Raw genomic sequence first — 17,455 nt, forward strand, 5'->3', positions numbered from 1 at the left:
GCACCCGCGTTCCCGCCCACTTCATTCTTATGCGTCTACTCCTGCTTGTTTTGCTATTCTACGGTACGTCGGTGCATGCCCAGGATACGCTGGCCCTGGCCGACTCCATCCGTGCGGTACTGGAGGAAGGCATCGCGGGGGGTGCCTTTCCCGGCGCACAGGTGCTGGTGTGGCACAAGGGGGAGCGGCTGGTACACGTCACGGCCGGCCACCACACCTACGCGCGCCGTCGCGCCACCCGACCGGACGATGTGTACGATCTGGCCTCGGTGACCAAGACCAGCTCCGCCCTGCTCGTGCTCATGCAGCAGTACGGACAGCACCGGCTGAACCTGGATGCCCCCCTCGGTATCCTGTTCGAGGAGCTGAAGCAGACCGATAAGCAGCACATCCCCCTACGCTCCGTACTGGCCCACCGGGCGGGACTGCGCCCCTGGGTACCCTACTGGCAGACCACCCTGCGGGGACAAGCCCGCTACCCCTGGAAGGACGACTGGCATGCCACGCGTACCAACGACCGCCGCTTCCGCTGGGCGACCATTAAGTCCGATAGCTCGCGCCGCTTTCCGATCCGGCTTACAGACGAGCTGTGGCTCCACCGCAAGTACCGCCAGCGGCACATCTACCGGGCCATCCGCAAATCTCCCCTGCAGCCGCCCGGCACCTACGCCTACTCCGGGCTGCTGTTCTACCTGCTGCCCGCCTACGTGGAGCGCACCACGGGAATGGACTACCGGCAGTACCTGCGCCAGCAGTTCTATGATCCCCTGGGGGCCACTACCCTGGGGTACCGGCCGCTGGAGCGTGGTATCCCGCTGGAACGGATCGTGCCCACCGAGGTAGACACCTTCTTTCGCATGGATACCCTGCACGGTGTGGTGCACGACGAGGGTGCGGCCATGATGGAGGGAGTAAGCGCCAATGCCGGACTGTTCTCCTCCGCCGAAGACCTGGCTAAGCTGTACCAGATGCTCCTCAACGGGGGCACCTACGACGGGCGGCGGTACCTGACCGAGGAAGCGATCGCGGAATTCACCCGCTACCAGTACCCCGAGGAGGGCAACCGCCGCGGACTGGGCTTCGATAAGCCGCTCCTGACCTACGATGCAGCGGCGAGCTCCGTGGCCCGGGCGGCCTCCCCGGCCAGCTTTGGACACAGCGGATATACCGGCACCTTTGTCTGGGCGGACCCGGCCCACGAGCTGCTGTACGTGTTCCTGAGCAACCGCGTCCACCCCAGCAGGGAGCGGGGGGCCATCTACTCGCTTAATATCCGACCGCGCATCCACACCCTGCTCTATTCCTTTATGAACCGCAGCGACTGAGGTGCCCCGCCGCCGCCCTCCAGGCGCAGGTAGTAGCTGCCGGCCGGGAAGTGGGAGACATCTATAGTCGTACCCTGGGTACGCAGCATTACGTGACCGTCGCTGCGGAATATGGTCACCGGCTGATCCGCGGGCAGCTCTCCACTCAGAAAGACCTTACTGACCACCGGGTTGGGGTACAGCCGGATGATGCCGCTATCAAGACGCACACTGATGGGTCCGTAGATCGTCTCCGCCCCGTCGAAGTCGAGTTGCCGCAGGCGGTAGAGGTTTTGTCCGGGAAAGGGCGTGTTATCCACCAGTACGTAGGTGCCGTCGCCGGCCGGTACCTGACCCACCGTCTCGAAGACGCGACCGGCCTTACTCCGCTCCACGACGAAGCGCTCGTTGTTCTGCTCGCTGGCCGTAGCCCAGTCGAGACGTACGGCGTCCTGCATGGGGGTGGCGGTGAAGAAGAGCAGCTCCACCGGTGCGGCCACCACCTGGCTACAGGGTTGGGAGGTAGCGTCGGGGTCGATGGAGGAGTAGGGTACGTACCCTCCCGCGCTATTGCCATCCGGGTGAAGCGTGAGCGACTCCCCGGCGGGCGCATCGTCAAAGCTGGCCTGGGCCACTACCCGGCCGGCGGGGTTGCGCAGGGTGACGGTTTCCGGACTGTCGTTATTTAGCCCCAGAAAGCCGCTGGCGATTCCGTATTCGCAGGATGCGGTCAGCTGGTCACTCCCCGCCGCAAATACGACAAAGGTCTCGCGCGGCCCCAGTACCGCCCCATCCGGAAAGATGAAGCGCGGACCGGAGTTGGACCCATCGTGCAGGGTGTGGTCGGCTACGTCTACCGTCTGGTCACCAGTGTTGTAGATCTCTACGAACTCATCACCCGCGTTAATCATTCCGTCGCCGTTGATGTCCTCGCCCGGGTCGGCCAGCACTTCGTTGATCACCAGGTCGCTGGGGGCACACTGATCGGCCGGCAGGTCCAGGGATAATTCCAGGGCGCAGTCGCCGCCGTCTACCCGTAGTATATAGGACTGCCCTTCCTGCAGGCCCTGTACGTCGATCTTACCGTCCTGTACCAGGGCCGGGTCGTCGCCACCGACGGTACCCCCATCGATGCGCACCCGGACACCCGCTTCGGCTCCCCGGTAGGGGAGGGTCAGACGCACCCCATCGGCGGCGGCGGTGAAGTCTGTACAGTCGAGTTTGGGCTTACCGAGTTTGATGCCACATACGGCAGCACAGCTTCCATTGGTGCCGGTAGCGAGCAGTTGCAGGTTATCCAGCCCGGCTACGTCGTCGCCGTTCTGGTCGAAGTACAGGACCAGTTTGGCCGTCTGTGCGGTACCGGGTACGGCTACGGTATCGGTGACCCAGCCGTCGGTCGATACGCCCCCGCCGTTGCGCCCGTCCACCAGGATGACCCGTTCGTGCAGAAAGCCGTCCAGGTACAGTTCGTAGCCGAAGTCGTCCCCCCCGTCGTAGCCGATCACGTTATAGGCGAAGACGAAGCGGGCGCTGGTGAGCCGGCAGATATCACCGGCGTCGAAGGTGAGTCGCCCGACCGGCTCACTCGCCAGGGCATTGTCTGCGTCGCGTACTGCCCAGAAAGAATCGCCGGAGTAGGCCGTTTCGATACCTTTGATACGCGATACGACGTTCCAGGTGGGCAATCCGCCGCTGCCGTAGGGGGCCACGTTGGTGCTGTAGTCCAGCGTTCCTTCGTCGGGTGTTTCGAAGTCCTGGTAATAGATGGTATCCTGGGCGCGGCCGCTGGTGCAGAGCGCGCACCACAGGAGTGCAATACATAGAAAGCGGGGGATAATGTGGGTCATACTGTTTTTTCCACATAGGTCGCCCGGCCCACTCTACTATATGTGGAGTGCGGTTAAATCTTATCTTTGCAGTTGGTATGGTATTTCAGATTCGGGACGACGAGCGTAAGATTTTCGAGCTTATTGGCCATGCCGCCGGGCAGCTGGGCTATCCTACTTATGTGGTAGGGGGTTATGTGCGCGACCGGCTACTGGCGCGGCCCAGTAAGGACCTGGATATCGTATGCGTGGGTAGTGGTATCGAGCTGGCACGCTGTGTGGGTGATAGCCTGCATCCCCGGAGCCGGGTCACGGTCTACAAACGCTTCGGTACCGCAGCTCTCAAGCACCACGACCTGGATATTGAATTCGTAGGCGCCCGCAAGGAGAGCTACCGCTCGGATAGCCGCAAGCCCACCGTAGAGTCAGGTAGCCTGGCGGATGACCAGCTGCGGCGCGACTTCACCATCAACGCCCTGGCCATCAGCCTGAACGATGCGGACTACGGCACCATCATCGACCCCTTCAACGGACTCGAGGACCTGGAGGCTAAGCGCATCGTCACCCCCCTGGAGCCGGGCAAGACCTTTAGCGACGACCCCCTGCGGATGCTGCGCGCCATTCGCTTTGCGACCCAGCTGGGCTTCGCGATCGATCCGGTGACCTTCCGGGCCATCCAGGAGTACCGCGACCGGATCCGGATCATCAGTTGGGAGCGTATCGCCACCGAGATCAATAAGATCCTGCTCGCGCCCCGGCCGAGCATCGGTCTGCTGCTGCTCGACGAGGCCGGTCTGCTGGATTACGTACTGCCCGAGCTGTCCGCCCTTAAGGGTGTAGAGAGCCGCAACGGGCGCAAGCACAAGGACAATTTCCTGCACACTGCCAAGGTGGTGGATAATCTGGCCCGCAAGAGCCCGGATCTCTGGCTCCGCTGGGCCGCCCTGCTCCACGACATCGGTAAGGCCCGCACCAAACGCTGGGAAGCCGAGGCGGGCTGGACCTTCCATGCCCATGACGCGGTGGGGGAGCGTATGGTACCCAAGGTGTTCCGCCGCCTGCGCCTACCCAACGACAAACTGAAGTACGTGCAAAAGCTGGTAGCCCTGCACCAACGGCCCATATCCCTGACCCAGGAGGAGATCAGCGACTCGGCCGTGCGCCGTATTCTCTTCGATGCGGGTGAGGACATCGACGACCTGATGACCCTCTGCGAGAGCGATATCACCAGCAAGAACCCCCGCAAGGTGAAGCGCTACCTCGAGAACTACGAGCAGCTGCGTAGCCGGATGCAGGAGATCGAAGAAAAAGACCACCTGCGCAACTGGCAGCCCCCCATCTCCGGAGAGCTCATCATGGAAACCTTCGGCATCCCGCCGAGTCGCGAGGTAGGACAGATCAAGGATGCAGTACGGGAAGCCATCCTGGACGGCGATATCGACAATGAATACCAGGCCGCATACACCAAGATGCTGGCGGTAGCCGCCGAGCTATCCATCACGCCGGTGCAGGCATGATCGGGTATTCCTGGGGGATGATGCCAATATTTGGGGGGATATCGGGGATTTAAGCGCAAAAATTTAATTGAGTATTTTCCTGACACCCCACGACCGTGGGGTGGTCCCCCCCCTACCCCTCCCCCTATCTTTGAGGTATCGAAGGGGAAGGTGCAACTTCTCCTCGTGTTTTTCCAAAAAGCGTGTTCATTTGATTTGGTGGCGGGATTGTTGGTTTTCTCCCCACCGGTTTTGAAGGTTTGTATTGTAATCCCTAGCGCCAAGGCGCTCTAAATTCCAGTTATTTCGGTAGTTAAAATACTACATCTGAAGGTCCGCACCACGTGCGGGCCTTTCTTTTTTTGCGGTCTGCCGTTCCCATACATAGCAGCCTGCTACCAGGCCGTACTCTACGGCTACCACCAGCAGATTCTCCTGGTACGGTATCACGGTGTAGCTCACGTAGGTGAGCATGATGAGAAATGACCACAGCAGCGGAAAGCGCCAGCGCGTAAATCCACAGAGCGCGATCGGTACGGCCAGGTACCAGGGGTGTACGGTAGTGGCACATAACAGATAGATGATGAAGGCGGCCAGCCACAGTCCCGGCAGACTCCGCCAGTCCGTCCTGCGGTCCGCCAGGGCCACAATGAAGATCAGCCCCGCCGCCACCTGTGCCAGTAGGGGTCCGAAGCGAGCGATCTGATTCCAGCCCAGCTCGTAGTAGCCGTAGGCCCGCAGGAGGTAGTACACACTGGCGTTGAACTCGAAGGTCCGAAAGTAGAGGTCCAGACTCCCCCCGAAGCCTTCGATGAATCCGCTACCCAGCAGCAGCGGGAGAAAGAGGAGTCCGGTAGCTACGCCGAGCACTCCGAAGAACACCCAGAACGACCGTCGCCAGAGCCGGCCCAGCAGGAAGGGCAGCAGCATGAGGGGCAGGAGCTTACTGGCAATGGACACCGCCATGGCACCCGCGGCCCCGCCATACCTACTTTTAGTCAGTAGGTAGAGGCTCAGGAGCAGGAAACATACCATCATGCCCTCGAAGTGCAGGTTACCCACGATCTCTACGATGATGAGCGGATTGAGCCAGTAGTACAGCACCCGATCGGGGGGAAGACCGAACGTACCGAGCAGGCGGTACAGCAATACGACGCTGCCCAGCTCCGCCAGCAGAAGGACGGTTTTCATCACTACCGCCGCCCCGTACCAACTGTTGGGGCTGAGCCAGGCAGCCAGCGTAAACACGGCCTGGGCTACCGGTGGGTAGATCGTATGATAGTCCGGGGAATTGAGCCGGTTGAAGAGTGCCTGATTGAGGCCGGCTACGCTATGGCCGGCCTCCAGGTAGTAGGCCGGCAGCTGCGCGAAAGGGTTGTGGCCGGCTGCGACCAACTTTCCGTCCCAGATGAAGCGGTACACATCGTCGCTCAGCTGGGGAAAGGCAAAGACCAGGAGAACCCGCAGCACGATACCCAGCCCGATCCAGTAGCGCAGAGGCGTGGCGACGGGCCGCCATACGATCAGCAGATAACCCAGAAAGGCAGCAGCGACGGCGGTAAACAGCGAATGGAAGTCGGTACGGTCTACGAGATAGCCCAGGTACAGCACCCCCGCCGTCAGTAAAAGACCGCCTACGCTACGGACGAGCAACCTCATCCACCCACTTTTGCGGCCACGGCACGGGCTACGTTCTGCCCGTCCATCGCCGCACTCAGTATGCCACCGGCGAAGCCCGCCCCCTCCCCACAGGGGAATAGGGAAGCCGCCTCGGGATGCTGGTAGGTCTTGCGGTCACGCGGGATGCGTACCGGGGACGACGTGCGACTCTCGGTACCGATCACGTTGGCCTCGGCGGTGTAGTAGCCCTTCATCTTGCGGCCAAAGGCCTTGACGCCCTCCTGTAGTTTCGAGTAGATGCTATCCGGTAGCAGCGCGTGCATCGGTGCGGCGTGTAGCCCGGGGATATAGCTCGTATCCGGCAGGTCCTGGGAAACGCGCCGCTGCACAAAATCCGTAAGCCGCTGGGCGGGCGCCCGCTGGGTACCGTCTCCACTGCGGAACATCGCCTGCTCGACGGACTGCTGGAACGCCAGACCGGCAAACACGCCCGCGTCGGCGAAGGGGGACAGGTCTTCCACCTCCACGGCGACTACCGTACCGGAGTTGGCGTAGGGGCTGTCACGGCGGCTGAGGCTCATGCCATTGACGACCAGCTCGCCGGGGGCGGTGGCGGCGGGTACGACCAGTCCGCCCGGGCACATGCAAAAGCTGAACACCCCCCGGTCACCCACCTGGGTGACGAGCTTGTAGCTACTGGCCGGCAGGTTCTCCTCCCGCTGTTCCTGCCCGTACTGGATCTTATCGATGAGGGGCTGCGGGTGTTCTATGCGCACCCCGAGGGCGAAGGGCTTAGCCTCCAGCCGGATGCCCCGGGCGTGCAGCAGGTGGTATACATCGCGGGCCGAGTGACCGGTGGCCAGAATGAAGGCCTCGGCGGCCAGGCGGTAGGTACTGCCGTCGGGATCGACGATGTGCAGGGCGGTCAAGTCCGTGGTATACTCCAGATCCGTCAGGCGGTGACCGAAACGGATCTCTCCGCCGCACTTCAGGATAGTCTCCCGCATATTACCGACCACGGCCGGCAACTTATTGGAGCCGATGTGGGGGTGGGCATCGATGAGAATATCCGCCTGGGCGCCGTGCTCGACCAGGGTGTGCAGGGCCTTGAGGTAGTTGCCCCGCTTCAGGCTGCGGGTGTAGAGCTTACCGTCACTGTAGGTACCGGCACCACCCTCTCCGAAGCAGTAGTTGGAATCGGGGTCGACCTCACCGAACTGCTGGATCGCCCGGAGGCTGCGGCGGCGGGCGCGCACGTCCTTTCCGCGTTCGATGATTACGGGCTTTAGCCCCAGCTCGATGAGCTCGAGAGCGGCAAACATACCGGCCGGTCCGCAGCCTATGATGACTACCGTGGGGGCTTCCGATACATCCTGAAGCTCGAAGCCGGGAGGCGCGGCGGCAGTGGGCTCGTCAGCATCCTGCACCGCGACCCGCAGGCGGTAGACCGGCTGGCTGCCCCGCGCGTCGATGCTACGGCGGTCGACCGTTAGCTTGCCCAGCTCGGCCTCGGGCACGCTGGTCTTGCGGCTGACGGCACGGCGGAGCGCCGCTGCATCGTGCAGGACGGCGGGGGGAAGCTTGATTTCTACAGTGGTGGGCATCGGCCCCAAAGGTACGCACTGCCGGCGGCGGGCGGTGGACTACTACTGGTTGCGCGTGTACAGTCCGTCGGCGGTCGACGTGAAGTTTTCCGGAAGGTAGACGACGATCGTTACGGTTTCGAAGGCATTGCCCTCGGTGCCCTTGACGGTGCGGCGGGTCTTGTCGAAGCTCACGAGCGACATGGCATCGCCCTCTACTTCGGGCTTGAGCACGTAGCGGTTCTGCCGCATGTAGAAGTCGAGAATATCCTGCTTGGCGTTGGCGATCTCGACGCTGGTCTCGATGAGTACGTCATCACCGGGCCAAGTCCGGTATTCGACCCTGTCGTTGGGGTATACATCGAAGGATATCCGGTTTACCCGGTCGACGTCGACGGTCTTGTGAAAGATGTCTGCCGGGTCCTGTGCAAGGGACAGAGCAGCCCAGGCTACTAGAGCCAGGGTGAGTAAATGACGCATGTGAGTACTATTTCCAGTTGGTTTGAAAACGGTGGCGAACGCTGGTTTGGTGCACACCGCTACTAACTATAGAACGCTAAACCTGATCAAAGTACGGATTTTTGTCCGTTTTCCTGATCTTGAGCCACTGGCCGGGGCTGCGCGACGTCCGGTAGTTCTACACCCAGGTACACCAGCGTGTAGCCCCCGGAGTCTACGTCGATCGCTTCCGGATCCTGGGGTAGTACCCGCAGTTGTCCGTCCGGCTCCTTGATGAATAGCGGTACGGAGTAGTTCTCCCCCCGGGCCTCGATGAGTAGATCGAGCAGTTCGCGCTGGCTGTACAGCGGCCGCTCGTGCACCACGGCGGCCTCCCGCTGGGCCTCACTGAAGTTGATGAAGTCGTCGGTATGACTAAAGATATGGCCGGCCTGATCCGGCGTGACCTCACCCTTCATTTCCTCCGTGGAGATCAGGCGGTACGCGCCCCGCTCCCCGAAGATGTCTTCGTAGCGGTTGATGGCATAGGAGTTGACGTCGTCGCTGCCAGTGAGCGCCAGCATGTAGCCTACGTCGAGCAGGTCATACTCATCGCTCAGGTCGGAGTTGTAGATGTTGGCTACGATACCCCGCAGCCCCTTCTTGCGGGCCCGTTTGATGTTTCCGGAATTACTGTCGACCAGGAATATCTCCCGCCCCTCTCCGTCGAGGTATTCAGCGATCGTGATAGCAAAGTCAGTCGCCCCCAGGATAAGTACCCCGTTGGAGGAATCCTGAATGACACCCAGCAGGCGCGCCACAAAGCGGGCCGTCGTAGCATTGATCAGAACCGTACCGAGCACGATCATAAATACGAGCGGCGTGATGTACTCCGCCCCCGGCACCCCGTCGGCCGCTAGCTTCAGTCCGAACAGCGAGGCGATACCCGCCGCCACGATGCCCCGCGGCCCTACCCAGCTGATGAACAGCTTTTCCTTCATATCCAGATTACCCCGGGCCGTGCTGATGAATACGCTCAGGGGGCGCAGCACCAGGATCACAAAGCCGAACAGTGCCAGGGGCCGCCAATCCTCGGTCAGTAGCCGCAGCTCCGACATATTCATATTGGCCGCCAGCAGAATGAATAGGATGGAAATGAGTAGGACGCTCAGCGATTCCTTAAATGACAGGATCTCCTTGATGCGGGGTACGTCCTTGTTGGCCAGTACCAGTCCCATCACTACTACGGCTAGCAGACCAGACTCATGGGCCAATTGATCGCTCACCACGAAGATGAGCAGCACGTAGGCCAGGATGAATACATTGAGCAGGTAGTGAGGTACCAGCTCCCGCTTGATGATGTGGAACAGTCCGTAGCCGGCCAGGAAGCCCAGCGTACCCCCGTAGATGATGATCTGCACGAAGGTGCGTACCGCCTCGCCCGTAAAGCCCAGCCCGTGATCGGTAGAGCTGATGAACTCAAAGACCAGTACCGCCACCAGGGCCCCCAGGGGATCGATCAGGATGCCCTCCCACTTCAGCACCGTACTCACATTGCGGTTGAGGGGGATGTTCTGTAGGATGGGGGCAATAACCGTAGGGCCGGTCACGATGATGAGGGCGGCGAACAGGAAACTGATGCTCCAGCCCAGTCCCATGATGTAGTGTGCGGCCAGTCCCGCCCCCAGGAAGGTGATCAGGCTACCGATCGAGATCAGGCGCAGGATCGACCGCTGGGTCTGCTTCACCTCCCGAAATTGCAGCGTCAGCCCCCCCTCGAAGAGGATGATGCCGATGGCCAGACTCACGAAGTAGAACAGGGATTCCCCAGGGAACAAGCCACGGCCCTCCCCTTCCTCCCCGACCACCTCGAAGATGGGGGAGATCAGCTTACTGCCGTCGGCCGTGAAGAGGGTGGACAGTGGTCCTACCAGCAGACCGATCACGATGAGCGGCAGGATCGCCGGCACCCTCACCCGCCAGGCAAACCACTGGGCAAAGATGCCGAGTATGATGATGCCCGCGAGTTCTTCCATACCTGATCAGCTAGGGGGTAAAGTAGGGTTTATCCGCCGAGCAGGCTGCCCAGTCCGCCGGGAAGCATATTGTCCATCATACCACCAGCCTGCTGTGCTTCGTAGGCCGCGGCCTTCTCCAGCGCCCGGTTAGTGGCTACTACCAGCAGGTCTTCCAGGGCCTCCAGGTCGCTGGGATCTACCTGCTCCGGGTCGATGCTGACGTTCTGGATCGTACGGGTGCCGTCGCAGGTCACCTTGATGGCGCCGCCGCCGGCCTCGGCCTCGAAGGTCTGCTGGCCGAGCTGCTCCTGCATCTTGGCCTGCATTTCTTCCATCTGTTTCATCATATCTCCAAACATAGCGTGGGCATTTCGTGAACTTGGTAAAGGCCGGGGCGGGCTTTTTAGTTTATCCTACCTTTGGCCGTCACCAAATAAAGCTATTATGGGATTACTCGACGGCAAAGTCGCCCTCATCACCGGCGGCTCCCGCGGCATCGGTGCCGCCCTCGTCCGTAGCCTGGCCGCCGCCGGCGCCCGGGTCGCCTTCACTTACCGCAGTTCCGCCGGTCCCGCCGAGGCCCTCGTCGCAGAACTGGGCGAGCAGGTCACCGCCTACCAGAGCGATGCCGCCGACTACAGCGCCGCCGAGCAATTGATCAAATCCGTCGTCGCCGATCTGGGCGGACTCCACATCCTGATCAACAACGCCGGCGTGACCCGCGACACCCTCATGCTGCGCATGAACGAGGAACAGTGGGACACGGTTATGGACAACAACCTCAAGTCCGTCTTCAATCTCACCAAGCATGCCCTGCGCACGATGATGCGTGGCGGCGGCAGCATCATCAGTATGTCCAGCATCGTCGGCATCCAGGGCAATGCCGGTCAGGCCAACTACGCCGCCAGCAAGGCCGGCATCATCGGCTTCAGCAAGTCCATCGCCAAGGAGATGGGCAGTCGCAACGTCCGCTGCAACGTCGTAGCCCCGGGCTTCATCGAGACCGACATGACCGACGAGCTGCCCGACCAGGTCCGCCAGGGTTACCTCAGCAACATCCCCCTCAAGCGCTTCGGCCGGGCCGAGGAAATCGCCGAGGTGTGCATCTTCCTGGGCTCCGACATGAGCAGCTACGTCAGCGGACAGGTACTCAGCGTCGACGGCGGCCTATCGTAGTGATCGTCGATGTCATCATACCCGCCTACAATGAAGAAGCTAGCATCGGGCTGGTCGTAGCCGAGCTGCCGCACGCCCTGCTGCGCGAAGTCATCGTCTGCGACAACAACAGTCGCGACCGCACCGCCGAAGTGGGCGCGGCCGCCGGTGCAACGGTGGTCACGGAACGGCGCCCCGGCTACGGCTCGGCCTGTCTACGGGGAATGCAGCATATCGCCGAGCGCCCCGCCGCCGAGCAGCCTGACATCGTCGTCTTTATTGACGGAGACCACAGCGACTACCCCGAGCAGCTGCCCGAGCTGATCGCCCCGATCCTGGAGCAGGGCTATGACCTGGTCATCGGCTCGCGGGCCCTGGGGGAGGTAGAGGCGGGCAGTATGACGCTACCACAGGTGTTTGGCAACTGGCTGGCCACAAATCTTATCCGCCTGTTCTACGGTTATGAGTTCACCGATCTGGGACCGTTTCGGGCCATTCGGTATCCGGCGCTGCTCGCTTTGGGCATGCAGGACCCCGACTTCGGCTGGACGGTGGAGATGCAGGTCCGCGCCGCTAAGGCCGGGCTACGCTGTACGGAGGTGCCGGTGCGCTACCGTCGCCGCATCGGTATATCCAAGATATCGGGAACGGTACGGGGCACCTTCCTGGCCGGACATAAGATCCTGTGGACCATTTTTAAACTCCTCTGAGCATGACGGTACTGGCACTTGTGGTACTGGCGGTCTACACCCTGAGCCTACTGTACATCACGGTCTACTGCCTGCTGCAGTTCAACCTGCTGTACCACTACAAGCAGAGTCCCGACCCCACGCAGCACCCGGTATCGTTCGAGCAGCTCTCGGCGGTCCGTACGGCCAGGGTAGGCAATGCTGCGCTGGTGGCCGCATCCGCCCACGAAGATGGCCCGGTAGCGGTATCCCCCGCACCTGCGACCCCGCCCGCTTCCGCCTATCCCTTCGTGACCGTACAACTACCGATCTACAACGAGTACTACGTGATCGAGCGACTGATCGACGCGGTGACGGCCTTCGATTACCCCAGAGACCGTTACGAGATCCATATCCTGGACGATAGCACCGACGAGACGGTAGAGTTGGTCGCGGAAAAGGTGCGCGCGTATGCCGCCGAGGGGTTCCAGATCCGGCAGATCATCCGCCCCGAGCGGCAGGGATATAAGGCGGGTGCACTGCGCGACGGAATGGCGGAAGCGCGGGGGGAGTTCATGGCGATCTTCGATGCGGACTTTGTGCCCGATCCGAGTTTCCTGCAGCGTACGATCCCGCACTTTGCCGACCCGAAGGTCGGGGTGGTGCAGACCCGCTGGGAGCACCTGAACCAGGAGTACAGCATCATCACCCGCCTGCAGGCCCTGCAGCTTAACGTACACTTCACGGTGGAGCAGGTGGGGCGCATGAACGGGGGGCACCTGCTACAGTTTAATGGTACGGCAGGCGTGTGGCGGCGGGCGGCCATCGAGGCCGGTGGCGGCTGGCAACCCGATACGCTGACCGAAGACCTGGACCTGAGTATCCGGAGCCAGTTGGCCGGTTACCGCATTCATTTTCTGGAGCGTGTGGGGAGCCCGGCCGAGCTGCCGATCGAGATGAACAGCTTCAAGAGTCAGCAGCACCGCTGGATGAAGGGCGGTGCGGAGACGGCGCGCAAGATGCTGCCGGACGTCTGGCGCAGTGCCCTACCCTGGAACCATAAAGTACACGCGACGGCCCACCTGCTAGCCTCCTCGATCTTCCTGTTCGTATTTCTCTGCGCGGTATTTAGTGTGCCCCTGCTGTTCCTATTCGGCGAGTTGGCGCAGTTGGGCTTCAGCAAGAACTTCTTTGCCGTATTCCTTACGGGGCTGCTTTCAGTGATCGGTATCTACTACGTAGCCAACGTGCAGAGCGTGGCGAATAAGGAGCCGAGCTTCGGTAAGTCCGTGTTCAAGTTCGTCTTTCTGTTTCCGCTCTTTTTGGCACTGAGTATGGGCCTGTCGCTACACAATTCAGTAGCCGTACTGCAGGGCTACCGGGGCAAGAAGAGCGCCTTCGTGCGTACGCCGAAGTTCAACATCAAGTCGGTGCGCGATAAGCTCCGGACGACGAAGTACGTCTCCGGCCGGCTGAGCCTGATCACCCTCGGGGAGGGCCTGCTGTGTGTATACTTCCTCTTTGCGGTTTGGGGAGGCTTTCACCTACAGAATACCACCTTCGTGGTCTTTCACGGACTGCTGGCGCTGGGCTTCGGAGCGATCTTTTTCCTCAGCATTAAGCACCTTAGTCTGGCGAAGGACGGATAGCGGGTCTGATCTGTATAGGACTGCAACCATAAAAAAGCCCCGACTCACGCTGTGAGTCGGGGCTTTTCATTGCGGGCTTAGCTACTAGCTACCGAAATCGTCAAAGGCGATATTCTCTTCGGGGACACCCAGCTCATCGAGCATGTTCTGGACGGCCTGTAGCATCAGGGGAGGACCGCAGAGGTAGTACTCGATCTCTTCGGGCTCGGGATGCTCCTTGAGGTAGTTGTCCAGCACCGCCTGGTGGATAAAGCCGGTGAGGCCGTCCCAATTGTCTTCGGGCAGGGCATCGCTCAGGGCGATGTGGTACTTGAAGTTGGGGAAGTCCTGCTCGATCGCTTCGAACTCCTCGGTGTAAAAGAGCTCTGCCTTGGAGCGGCCACCGTACCAGTAGCTGACCTTGCGGTCGGTCTTCAGGGTATGGAAGAGGTGGAAGATGTGGCTACGGAGGGGGGCCATGCCGGCACCACCGCCGATGTAGATCATCTCCTTGTCGGTCGGCTTGATGAAGAACTCACCGTAGGGGCCGGAAATGACCACCTTATCGCCGGGCTTCTGGTCGAAGACGTAGCTGGAACAGACACCGGGGTTAACGTCCATGTAGGCACCTTTCTGCCGGTCGAAGGGCGGGGGTGCGATCCGGATATTGAGCATGATGATGTCACCTTCTCCGGGGTGGTTGGCCATGGAGTAGGCGCGGAACTGCTCCTCGTCGTTCTTCATGGTGAAGTCCCACATACCGAACTTATCCCAGTCGGGCTTGAATTTGTCGGCGGGTGCTCCCTTATGGAACACGGGGTGGGGAGTAATGTCGAAATTCTTGAAGTCGACCGTCACCTTGGGTACATCGATCTGAATGTAGCCGCCGGACTCGAAGTCGAGGCTCTCTCCTTCGGGCAGCCGCACCACGAATTCCTTGATGAAGGTCGCTACATTGTAGTTGCGGTCTACGGTACACTCCCACTTCTTGATACCGAAGATCTCCTCGGGGATATGGATCTCCATATCCTGACGCACCTTCACCTGGCAGGCCAGGCGCTTGTGCTCGGCGACTTCGCGGCGGGTGAGGTGGTTGAGCTCCGTGGGGAGTACATCGCCACCACCCTTGGTGATCTCGCATTCGCACATGGCACAGGTGCCACCTCCGCCACAGGCCGAGGGAAGGAATACACTCTTGTCGGACAGCGCGTTGAGTAGCGAACTGCCGGGCTGCACGAGCAGGGGGTTCTCGGTGTCTCCGTTGACGATGATCTTTACCTCGCCCTGGGGGACGAGTCTGCGGCGCGCGACCAGCAGCATCGTAATGAGGGCTAGCACGATGAGCGTAAAAACGACGACCGCGGCTCCAATGGTGATCATGATGGGATAATTTTATATGTAAGCCGGAATGACGACCGGCGGTTTATCGGTACAGGGTAAAACTTACTCGGCAACGGGAGGTGACCAGCCCGCGAAGACGGCCGGGTCGATGCCCGTGAGGCTCAGAAAGGCAATACCCATAAGCCCCGTGATCAGGAACGCCATGCCCAGGCCGCGCAGTGCGGGGGGGACGTTGCTGTAACGGATCCGCTCGCGGATCGCCGCCAGCGCAATGATGGCCAGAAACCAGCCGAAGCCACCACCCAGACCGAAGGCCACCGACTCGCTCAGATTGTAGTCCCGGCTCACCATAAAGAGGCTACCACCGAGGATGGCGCAGTTTACCGTGATGAGCGGAAGGAAAATACCGAGCGCTGTATAGAGGCCGGGGCTGAACTTCTCCAGCACCATCTCCACCAGCTGTACGGTAGAAGCGATTACGGCAATGAAGAGGATGAAGCGCAGGAACTCCAGATCGGCCGGGATCAGGATGAATTCGTTGATCACCCAGTTGATGGGCATCGTGACGCCGAGGACGAAGATGACCGCCAGGCCCAGTCCGGTCGCCGTGCTCAGGGTCTTGGATACGGCCAGGAAGGAACACATCCCCAGGAAGTAGGCCAGCACCATGTTCTCGATGAAGGCCGACTTGATGAAAATATTGAGAAAATCACCCATTGGGAAGAAATTTGCGGCGCAGTGCGTTGCGGCGATAAGGGAGTCAGATACGTGCTAGTAGATCGGTACGGGAGTTATCTCCTACGATACGTCGACCAGCTTGGTGTTGTAGCTACGCTGGATCCAGATGAATACCGCGATCACGAACATGGCCGCCGCGGGCAGTACCATCAGGTTGTTGTTAGCGTACCAACCGAAGAAGCTACCGATGCCGCTCTCGGCGGCCGTATTGATCAGGTAATCCGTGGTGGCTCCACTGGGGCCGATGATGTTCAGTGCGATGGGGGAGCCGGCGAACAAGCTACCCTTACCGAACAGCTCGCGTACTACGCCTACGGCCACCAGGATAAGTCCGTAGCCCAGTCCGTTGCCGATCCCATCCAGGAAGGAGCGCCAGGGCTTGTTGGCCATCGCGAAGGCTTCCAGACGGCCCATCACAATACAGTTGGTGATGATGAGACCGATGTATACGGACAGCTGCTTATAGACCGGGAAGGCCAGCACCTTGAGCGCTTCGTTCACCAGGGTCACCAGGGTGGCGATGATGACGAGCTGCACGATCAGTCGCACGGCCTTCGGGATGATGTTGCGCATCAGCGAGGTGAACAGGCTGGACAGGCCACACACGAAGACTACAGCTACGGCCATAACCAGCGAAGGGTACACCAGCGAAGTAACGGCCAGGGCCGAACACACACCGAGTACCTGGATGGTGATGGGGTTGTTGTCGAGAAGTGGATCGGTGATGAGGATCGCCTCCTTCTTACCGAAAATGGGCTGCTTCTCCTCGGGCCGGTTGTCTGCTACAACGCCTGTTTTGAGTTCAGTTGATTCTGCCATGTGCTAATAGAAATACCGCGATCCGGACCCTGCGGTACCGGATCGCGGTGGGATATTTACTTAAGGTTCATGCTGGTAGCCTCCGACGCGGTCTCCGCGCGCTGCTCCTCGATAAAGGGCTCGTAAGCCTTCAGACCGTTCCAGAGCATCTTGGTCACGCCGTCAGCGGTCACCGTGGCTCCGCTAAGACCGTCTACTTCGTGGTCGAGATTGACCGCTCCGCCCTTGCGGACGATAATGCTGACGAATTTGTCGCCGTCATAGATCTTCTTGCCCTTGAACTGCGCCTTCCAACCGGCATTATCCTTGATCTCGGCACCCAGACCGGGCGTCTCACCGGCGTGGTCGAAGCTGGCTCCAGTCACCGTGTTGAGGTCACCGGCCAGGGCGATATTGCCCCAGATGGCATCCCAGAGTCCGTTACCCCGCACACTGAAGACGTAGTAGCGGTCACCGTTGAGGTTGAAGATATTGACGGGGTAAGCCCGCTCGTTCTCGGCCTTCTTGTATTCCGTAGCCAGGTCGATGCTGGCAAAGTCGACATCAGTGATTTCTTCACCGGCGGCATTGACTGCCACCTGCTGTACTTGCTCGTCGAAGATCTGCAGGACCTCCTCGTCCGTCAGGCTGCCCACGGGCTTGCCCGCAGCTTCCAGGGGTTCGGCTACGGTAGCCAGGATCTCCCGTTTGTTGAAGACATCCTCGTTACGCGCTGCGGCATCGGCGGTAGCCGTACGGAAACCCGCCAGTACGAGGGCCACGACGACCGTCATGATGGTACCGAAGGTATAAATGTATTTGGTGCTCATGGCAGGGGG

15 protein-coding genes are annotated in these 17,455 nt (G+C 60.8%); 5 read left to right on the forward strand and 10 right to left on the reverse strand.

The genetic code is table 11. The features are described 5' to 3' along the window. Positions 1 to 29: 29 nt before the first annotated feature. Entirely contained in the window at positions 30 to 1,325 is a 1,296-nt protein-coding gene (locus MJQ68_RS08575; protein WP_238750630.1) for a serine hydrolase domain-containing protein, read from the forward strand. Here MJQ68_RS08575 and MJQ68_RS08580 read toward each other — a convergent pair. Beyond that, a complete protein-coding gene (locus tag MJQ68_RS08580; protein WP_238750631.1) occupies positions 1,298 to 3,154 on the reverse strand; it encodes a lamin tail domain-containing protein in 1,857 nt (618 codons plus the stop codon). The two genes, MJQ68_RS08575 and MJQ68_RS08580, sit on opposite strands and share 28 nt — an antisense overlap. A 77-nt stretch (positions 3,155 to 3,231) precedes the next feature. Between MJQ68_RS08580 and MJQ68_RS08585 the strand changes: the two genes are divergently transcribed. Then, positions 3,232 to 4,650 carry a CCA tRNA nucleotidyltransferase gene (locus MJQ68_RS08585; RefSeq protein WP_238750632.1) on the forward strand — a complete coding sequence of 473 codons (1,419 nt, stop codon included), beginning with the start codon at positions 3,232 to 3,234 and terminating at the stop codon, positions 4,648 to 4,650. A 300-nt stretch (positions 4,651 to 4,950) separates the two neighbouring features. Here the strand turns inward: MJQ68_RS08585 and MJQ68_RS08590 are convergent, their stop codons facing one another. The 5 genes from MJQ68_RS08590 to MJQ68_RS08610 all read right to left on the reverse strand — a co-directional run bounded on the left by MJQ68_RS08590 (position 4,951) and on the right by MJQ68_RS08610 (position 10,635). Further along, positions 4,951 to 6,288 (reverse strand): glycosyltransferase 87 family protein, encoded by a 1,338-nt coding sequence (locus tag MJQ68_RS08590; protein WP_238750633.1) that lies wholly within the window; start codon positions 6,286 to 6,288, stop codon positions 4,951 to 4,953. After that, positions 6,285 to 7,853 (reverse strand): NAD(P)/FAD-dependent oxidoreductase, encoded by a 1,569-nt coding sequence (locus MJQ68_RS08595; protein ID WP_238750634.1) that lies wholly within the window; start codon positions 7,851 to 7,853, stop codon positions 6,285 to 6,287. The genes MJQ68_RS08590 and MJQ68_RS08595 overlap by 4 nt, the downstream gene beginning before the upstream one ends. Positions 7,854 to 7,895: 42 nt before the next feature. Then, positions 7,896 to 8,312, reverse strand: a complete 417-nt coding sequence (locus tag MJQ68_RS08600) for a hypothetical protein (protein WP_238750635.1) — start codon at positions 8,310 to 8,312, stop codon at positions 7,896 to 7,898. A gap of 86 nt (positions 8,313 to 8,398) precedes the next feature. Beyond that, the gene (locus MJQ68_RS08605) at positions 8,399 to 10,306 is read right to left on the reverse strand and encodes a cation:proton antiporter (protein ID WP_238750636.1); all 1,908 of its coding nucleotides are present in this window, start codon (positions 10,304 to 10,306) and stop codon (positions 8,399 to 8,401) included. A 29-nt stretch (positions 10,307 to 10,335) separates the two neighbouring features. Continuing rightward, positions 10,336 to 10,635 (reverse strand): YbaB/EbfC family nucleoid-associated protein, encoded by a 300-nt coding sequence (locus MJQ68_RS08610; protein ID WP_238750637.1) that lies wholly within the window; start codon positions 10,633 to 10,635, stop codon positions 10,336 to 10,338. Between the two features lie 97 nt (positions 10,636 to 10,732). On the opposite strand from MJQ68_RS08610, the gene fabG reads away from it, so the two are divergent. The 3 genes from fabG to MJQ68_RS08625 are packed head-to-tail and all read left to right on the forward strand — an operon-like array spanning position 10,733 to position 13,760. Next, the gene (fabG, locus tag MJQ68_RS08615; RefSeq protein WP_238750638.1) at positions 10,733 to 11,464 is read left to right on the forward strand and encodes a 3-oxoacyl-[acyl-carrier-protein] reductase; all 732 of its coding nucleotides are present in this window, start codon (positions 10,733 to 10,735) and stop codon (positions 11,462 to 11,464) included. Next, complete coding sequence (locus MJQ68_RS08620) at positions 11,464 to 12,153, forward strand: glycosyltransferase family 2 protein (RefSeq protein ID WP_238750639.1); 690 nt, start codon at positions 11,464 to 11,466, stop codon at positions 12,151 to 12,153. The genes fabG and MJQ68_RS08620 overlap by 1 nt, the downstream gene beginning before the upstream one ends. A 2-nt stretch (positions 12,154 to 12,155) precedes the next feature. Then, positions 12,156 to 13,760, forward strand: a complete 1,605-nt coding sequence (locus MJQ68_RS08625) for a cellulose synthase family protein (protein ID WP_238750640.1) — start codon at positions 12,156 to 12,158, stop codon at positions 13,758 to 13,760. An 84-nt stretch (positions 13,761 to 13,844) separates the two neighbouring features. Here the strand turns inward: MJQ68_RS08625 and nqrF are convergent, their stop codons facing one another. From nqrF to MJQ68_RS08645, 4 genes are all read right to left on the reverse strand, one after another. Continuing rightward, positions 13,845 to 15,119: an NADH:ubiquinone reductase (Na(+)-transporting) subunit F gene (gene nqrF / locus MJQ68_RS08630; protein ID WP_238750641.1), complete on the reverse strand. Its 1,275-nt coding sequence runs from the start codon at positions 15,117 to 15,119 to the stop codon at positions 13,845 to 13,847. A 63-nt stretch (positions 15,120 to 15,182) separates the two neighbouring features. Continuing rightward, on the reverse strand, positions 15,183 to 15,797 hold the full coding sequence (gene nqrE / locus MJQ68_RS08635) for an NADH:ubiquinone reductase (Na(+)-transporting) subunit E (RefSeq protein WP_238750642.1): 615 nt from the start codon (positions 15,795 to 15,797) through the stop codon (positions 15,183 to 15,185). 81 nt (positions 15,798 to 15,878) lie between these two features. Continuing rightward, on the reverse strand, positions 15,879 to 16,637 hold the full coding sequence (locus tag MJQ68_RS08640) for an NADH:ubiquinone reductase (Na(+)-transporting) subunit D (protein WP_238750643.1): 759 nt from the start codon (positions 16,635 to 16,637) through the stop codon (positions 15,879 to 15,881). 56 nt (positions 16,638 to 16,693) lie between these two features. After that, positions 16,694 to 17,446 (reverse strand): FMN-binding protein, encoded by a 753-nt coding sequence (locus tag MJQ68_RS08645; protein ID WP_238750644.1) that lies wholly within the window; start codon positions 17,444 to 17,446, stop codon positions 16,694 to 16,696. Positions 17,447 to 17,455 lie beyond the last annotated feature (9 nt).

The organism is Neolewinella maritima (genome assembly GCF_923081025.1).
GTDB classification, from domain to species: domain Bacteria; phylum Bacteroidota; class Bacteroidia; order Chitinophagales; family Saprospiraceae; genus Neolewinella; species Neolewinella maritima.

What these genes read in the sequence shown, in the direction of transcription:
- MJQ68_RS08575 (WP_238750630.1), top strand. Translation starts at nt 30, where the DNA reads ATGCGTCTACTCCTGCTTGTTTTGCTATTCTACGGTACGTCGGTGCAT.
- MJQ68_RS08580 (WP_238750631.1), bottom strand. Translation starts at nt 3,154, where the DNA reads ATGACCCACATTATCCCCCGCTTTCTATGTATTGCACTCCTGTGGTGC.
- MJQ68_RS08585 (WP_238750632.1), top strand. Translation starts at nt 3,232, where the DNA reads ATGGTATTTCAGATTCGGGACGACGAGCGTAAGATTTTCGAGCTTATT.
- MJQ68_RS08590 (WP_238750633.1), bottom strand. Translation starts at nt 6,288, where the DNA reads ATGAGGTTGCTCGTCCGTAGCGTAGGCGGTCTTTTACTGACGGCGGGG.
- MJQ68_RS08595 (WP_238750634.1), bottom strand. Translation starts at nt 7,853, where the DNA reads ATGCCCACCACTGTAGAAATCAAGCTTCCCCCCGCCGTCCTGCACGAT.
- MJQ68_RS08600 (WP_238750635.1), bottom strand. Translation starts at nt 8,312, where the DNA reads ATGCGTCATTTACTCACCCTGGCTCTAGTAGCCTGGGCTGCTCTGTCC.
- MJQ68_RS08605 (WP_238750636.1), bottom strand. Translation starts at nt 10,306, where the DNA reads ATGGAAGAACTCGCGGGCATCATCATACTCGGCATCTTTGCCCAGTGG.
- MJQ68_RS08610 (WP_238750637.1), bottom strand. Translation starts at nt 10,635, where the DNA reads ATGATGAAACAGATGGAAGAAATGCAGGCCAAGATGCAGGAGCAGCTC.
- fabG (WP_238750638.1), top strand. Translation starts at nt 10,733, where the DNA reads ATGGGATTACTCGACGGCAAAGTCGCCCTCATCACCGGCGGCTCCCGC.
- MJQ68_RS08625 (WP_238750640.1), top strand. Translation starts at nt 12,156, where the DNA reads ATGACGGTACTGGCACTTGTGGTACTGGCGGTCTACACCCTGAGCCTA.
- nqrF (WP_238750641.1), bottom strand. Translation starts at nt 15,119, where the DNA reads ATGATCACCATTGGAGCCGCGGTCGTCGTTTTTACGCTCATCGTGCTA.
- nqrE (WP_238750642.1), bottom strand. Translation starts at nt 15,797, where the DNA reads ATGGGTGATTTTCTCAATATTTTCATCAAGTCGGCCTTCATCGAGAAC.
- MJQ68_RS08640 (WP_238750643.1), bottom strand. Translation starts at nt 16,637, where the DNA reads ATGGCAGAATCAACTGAACTCAAAACAGGCGTTGTAGCAGACAACCGG.
- MJQ68_RS08645 (WP_238750644.1), bottom strand. Translation starts at nt 17,446, where the DNA reads ATGAGCACCAAATACATTTATACCTTCGGTACCATCATGACGGTCGTC.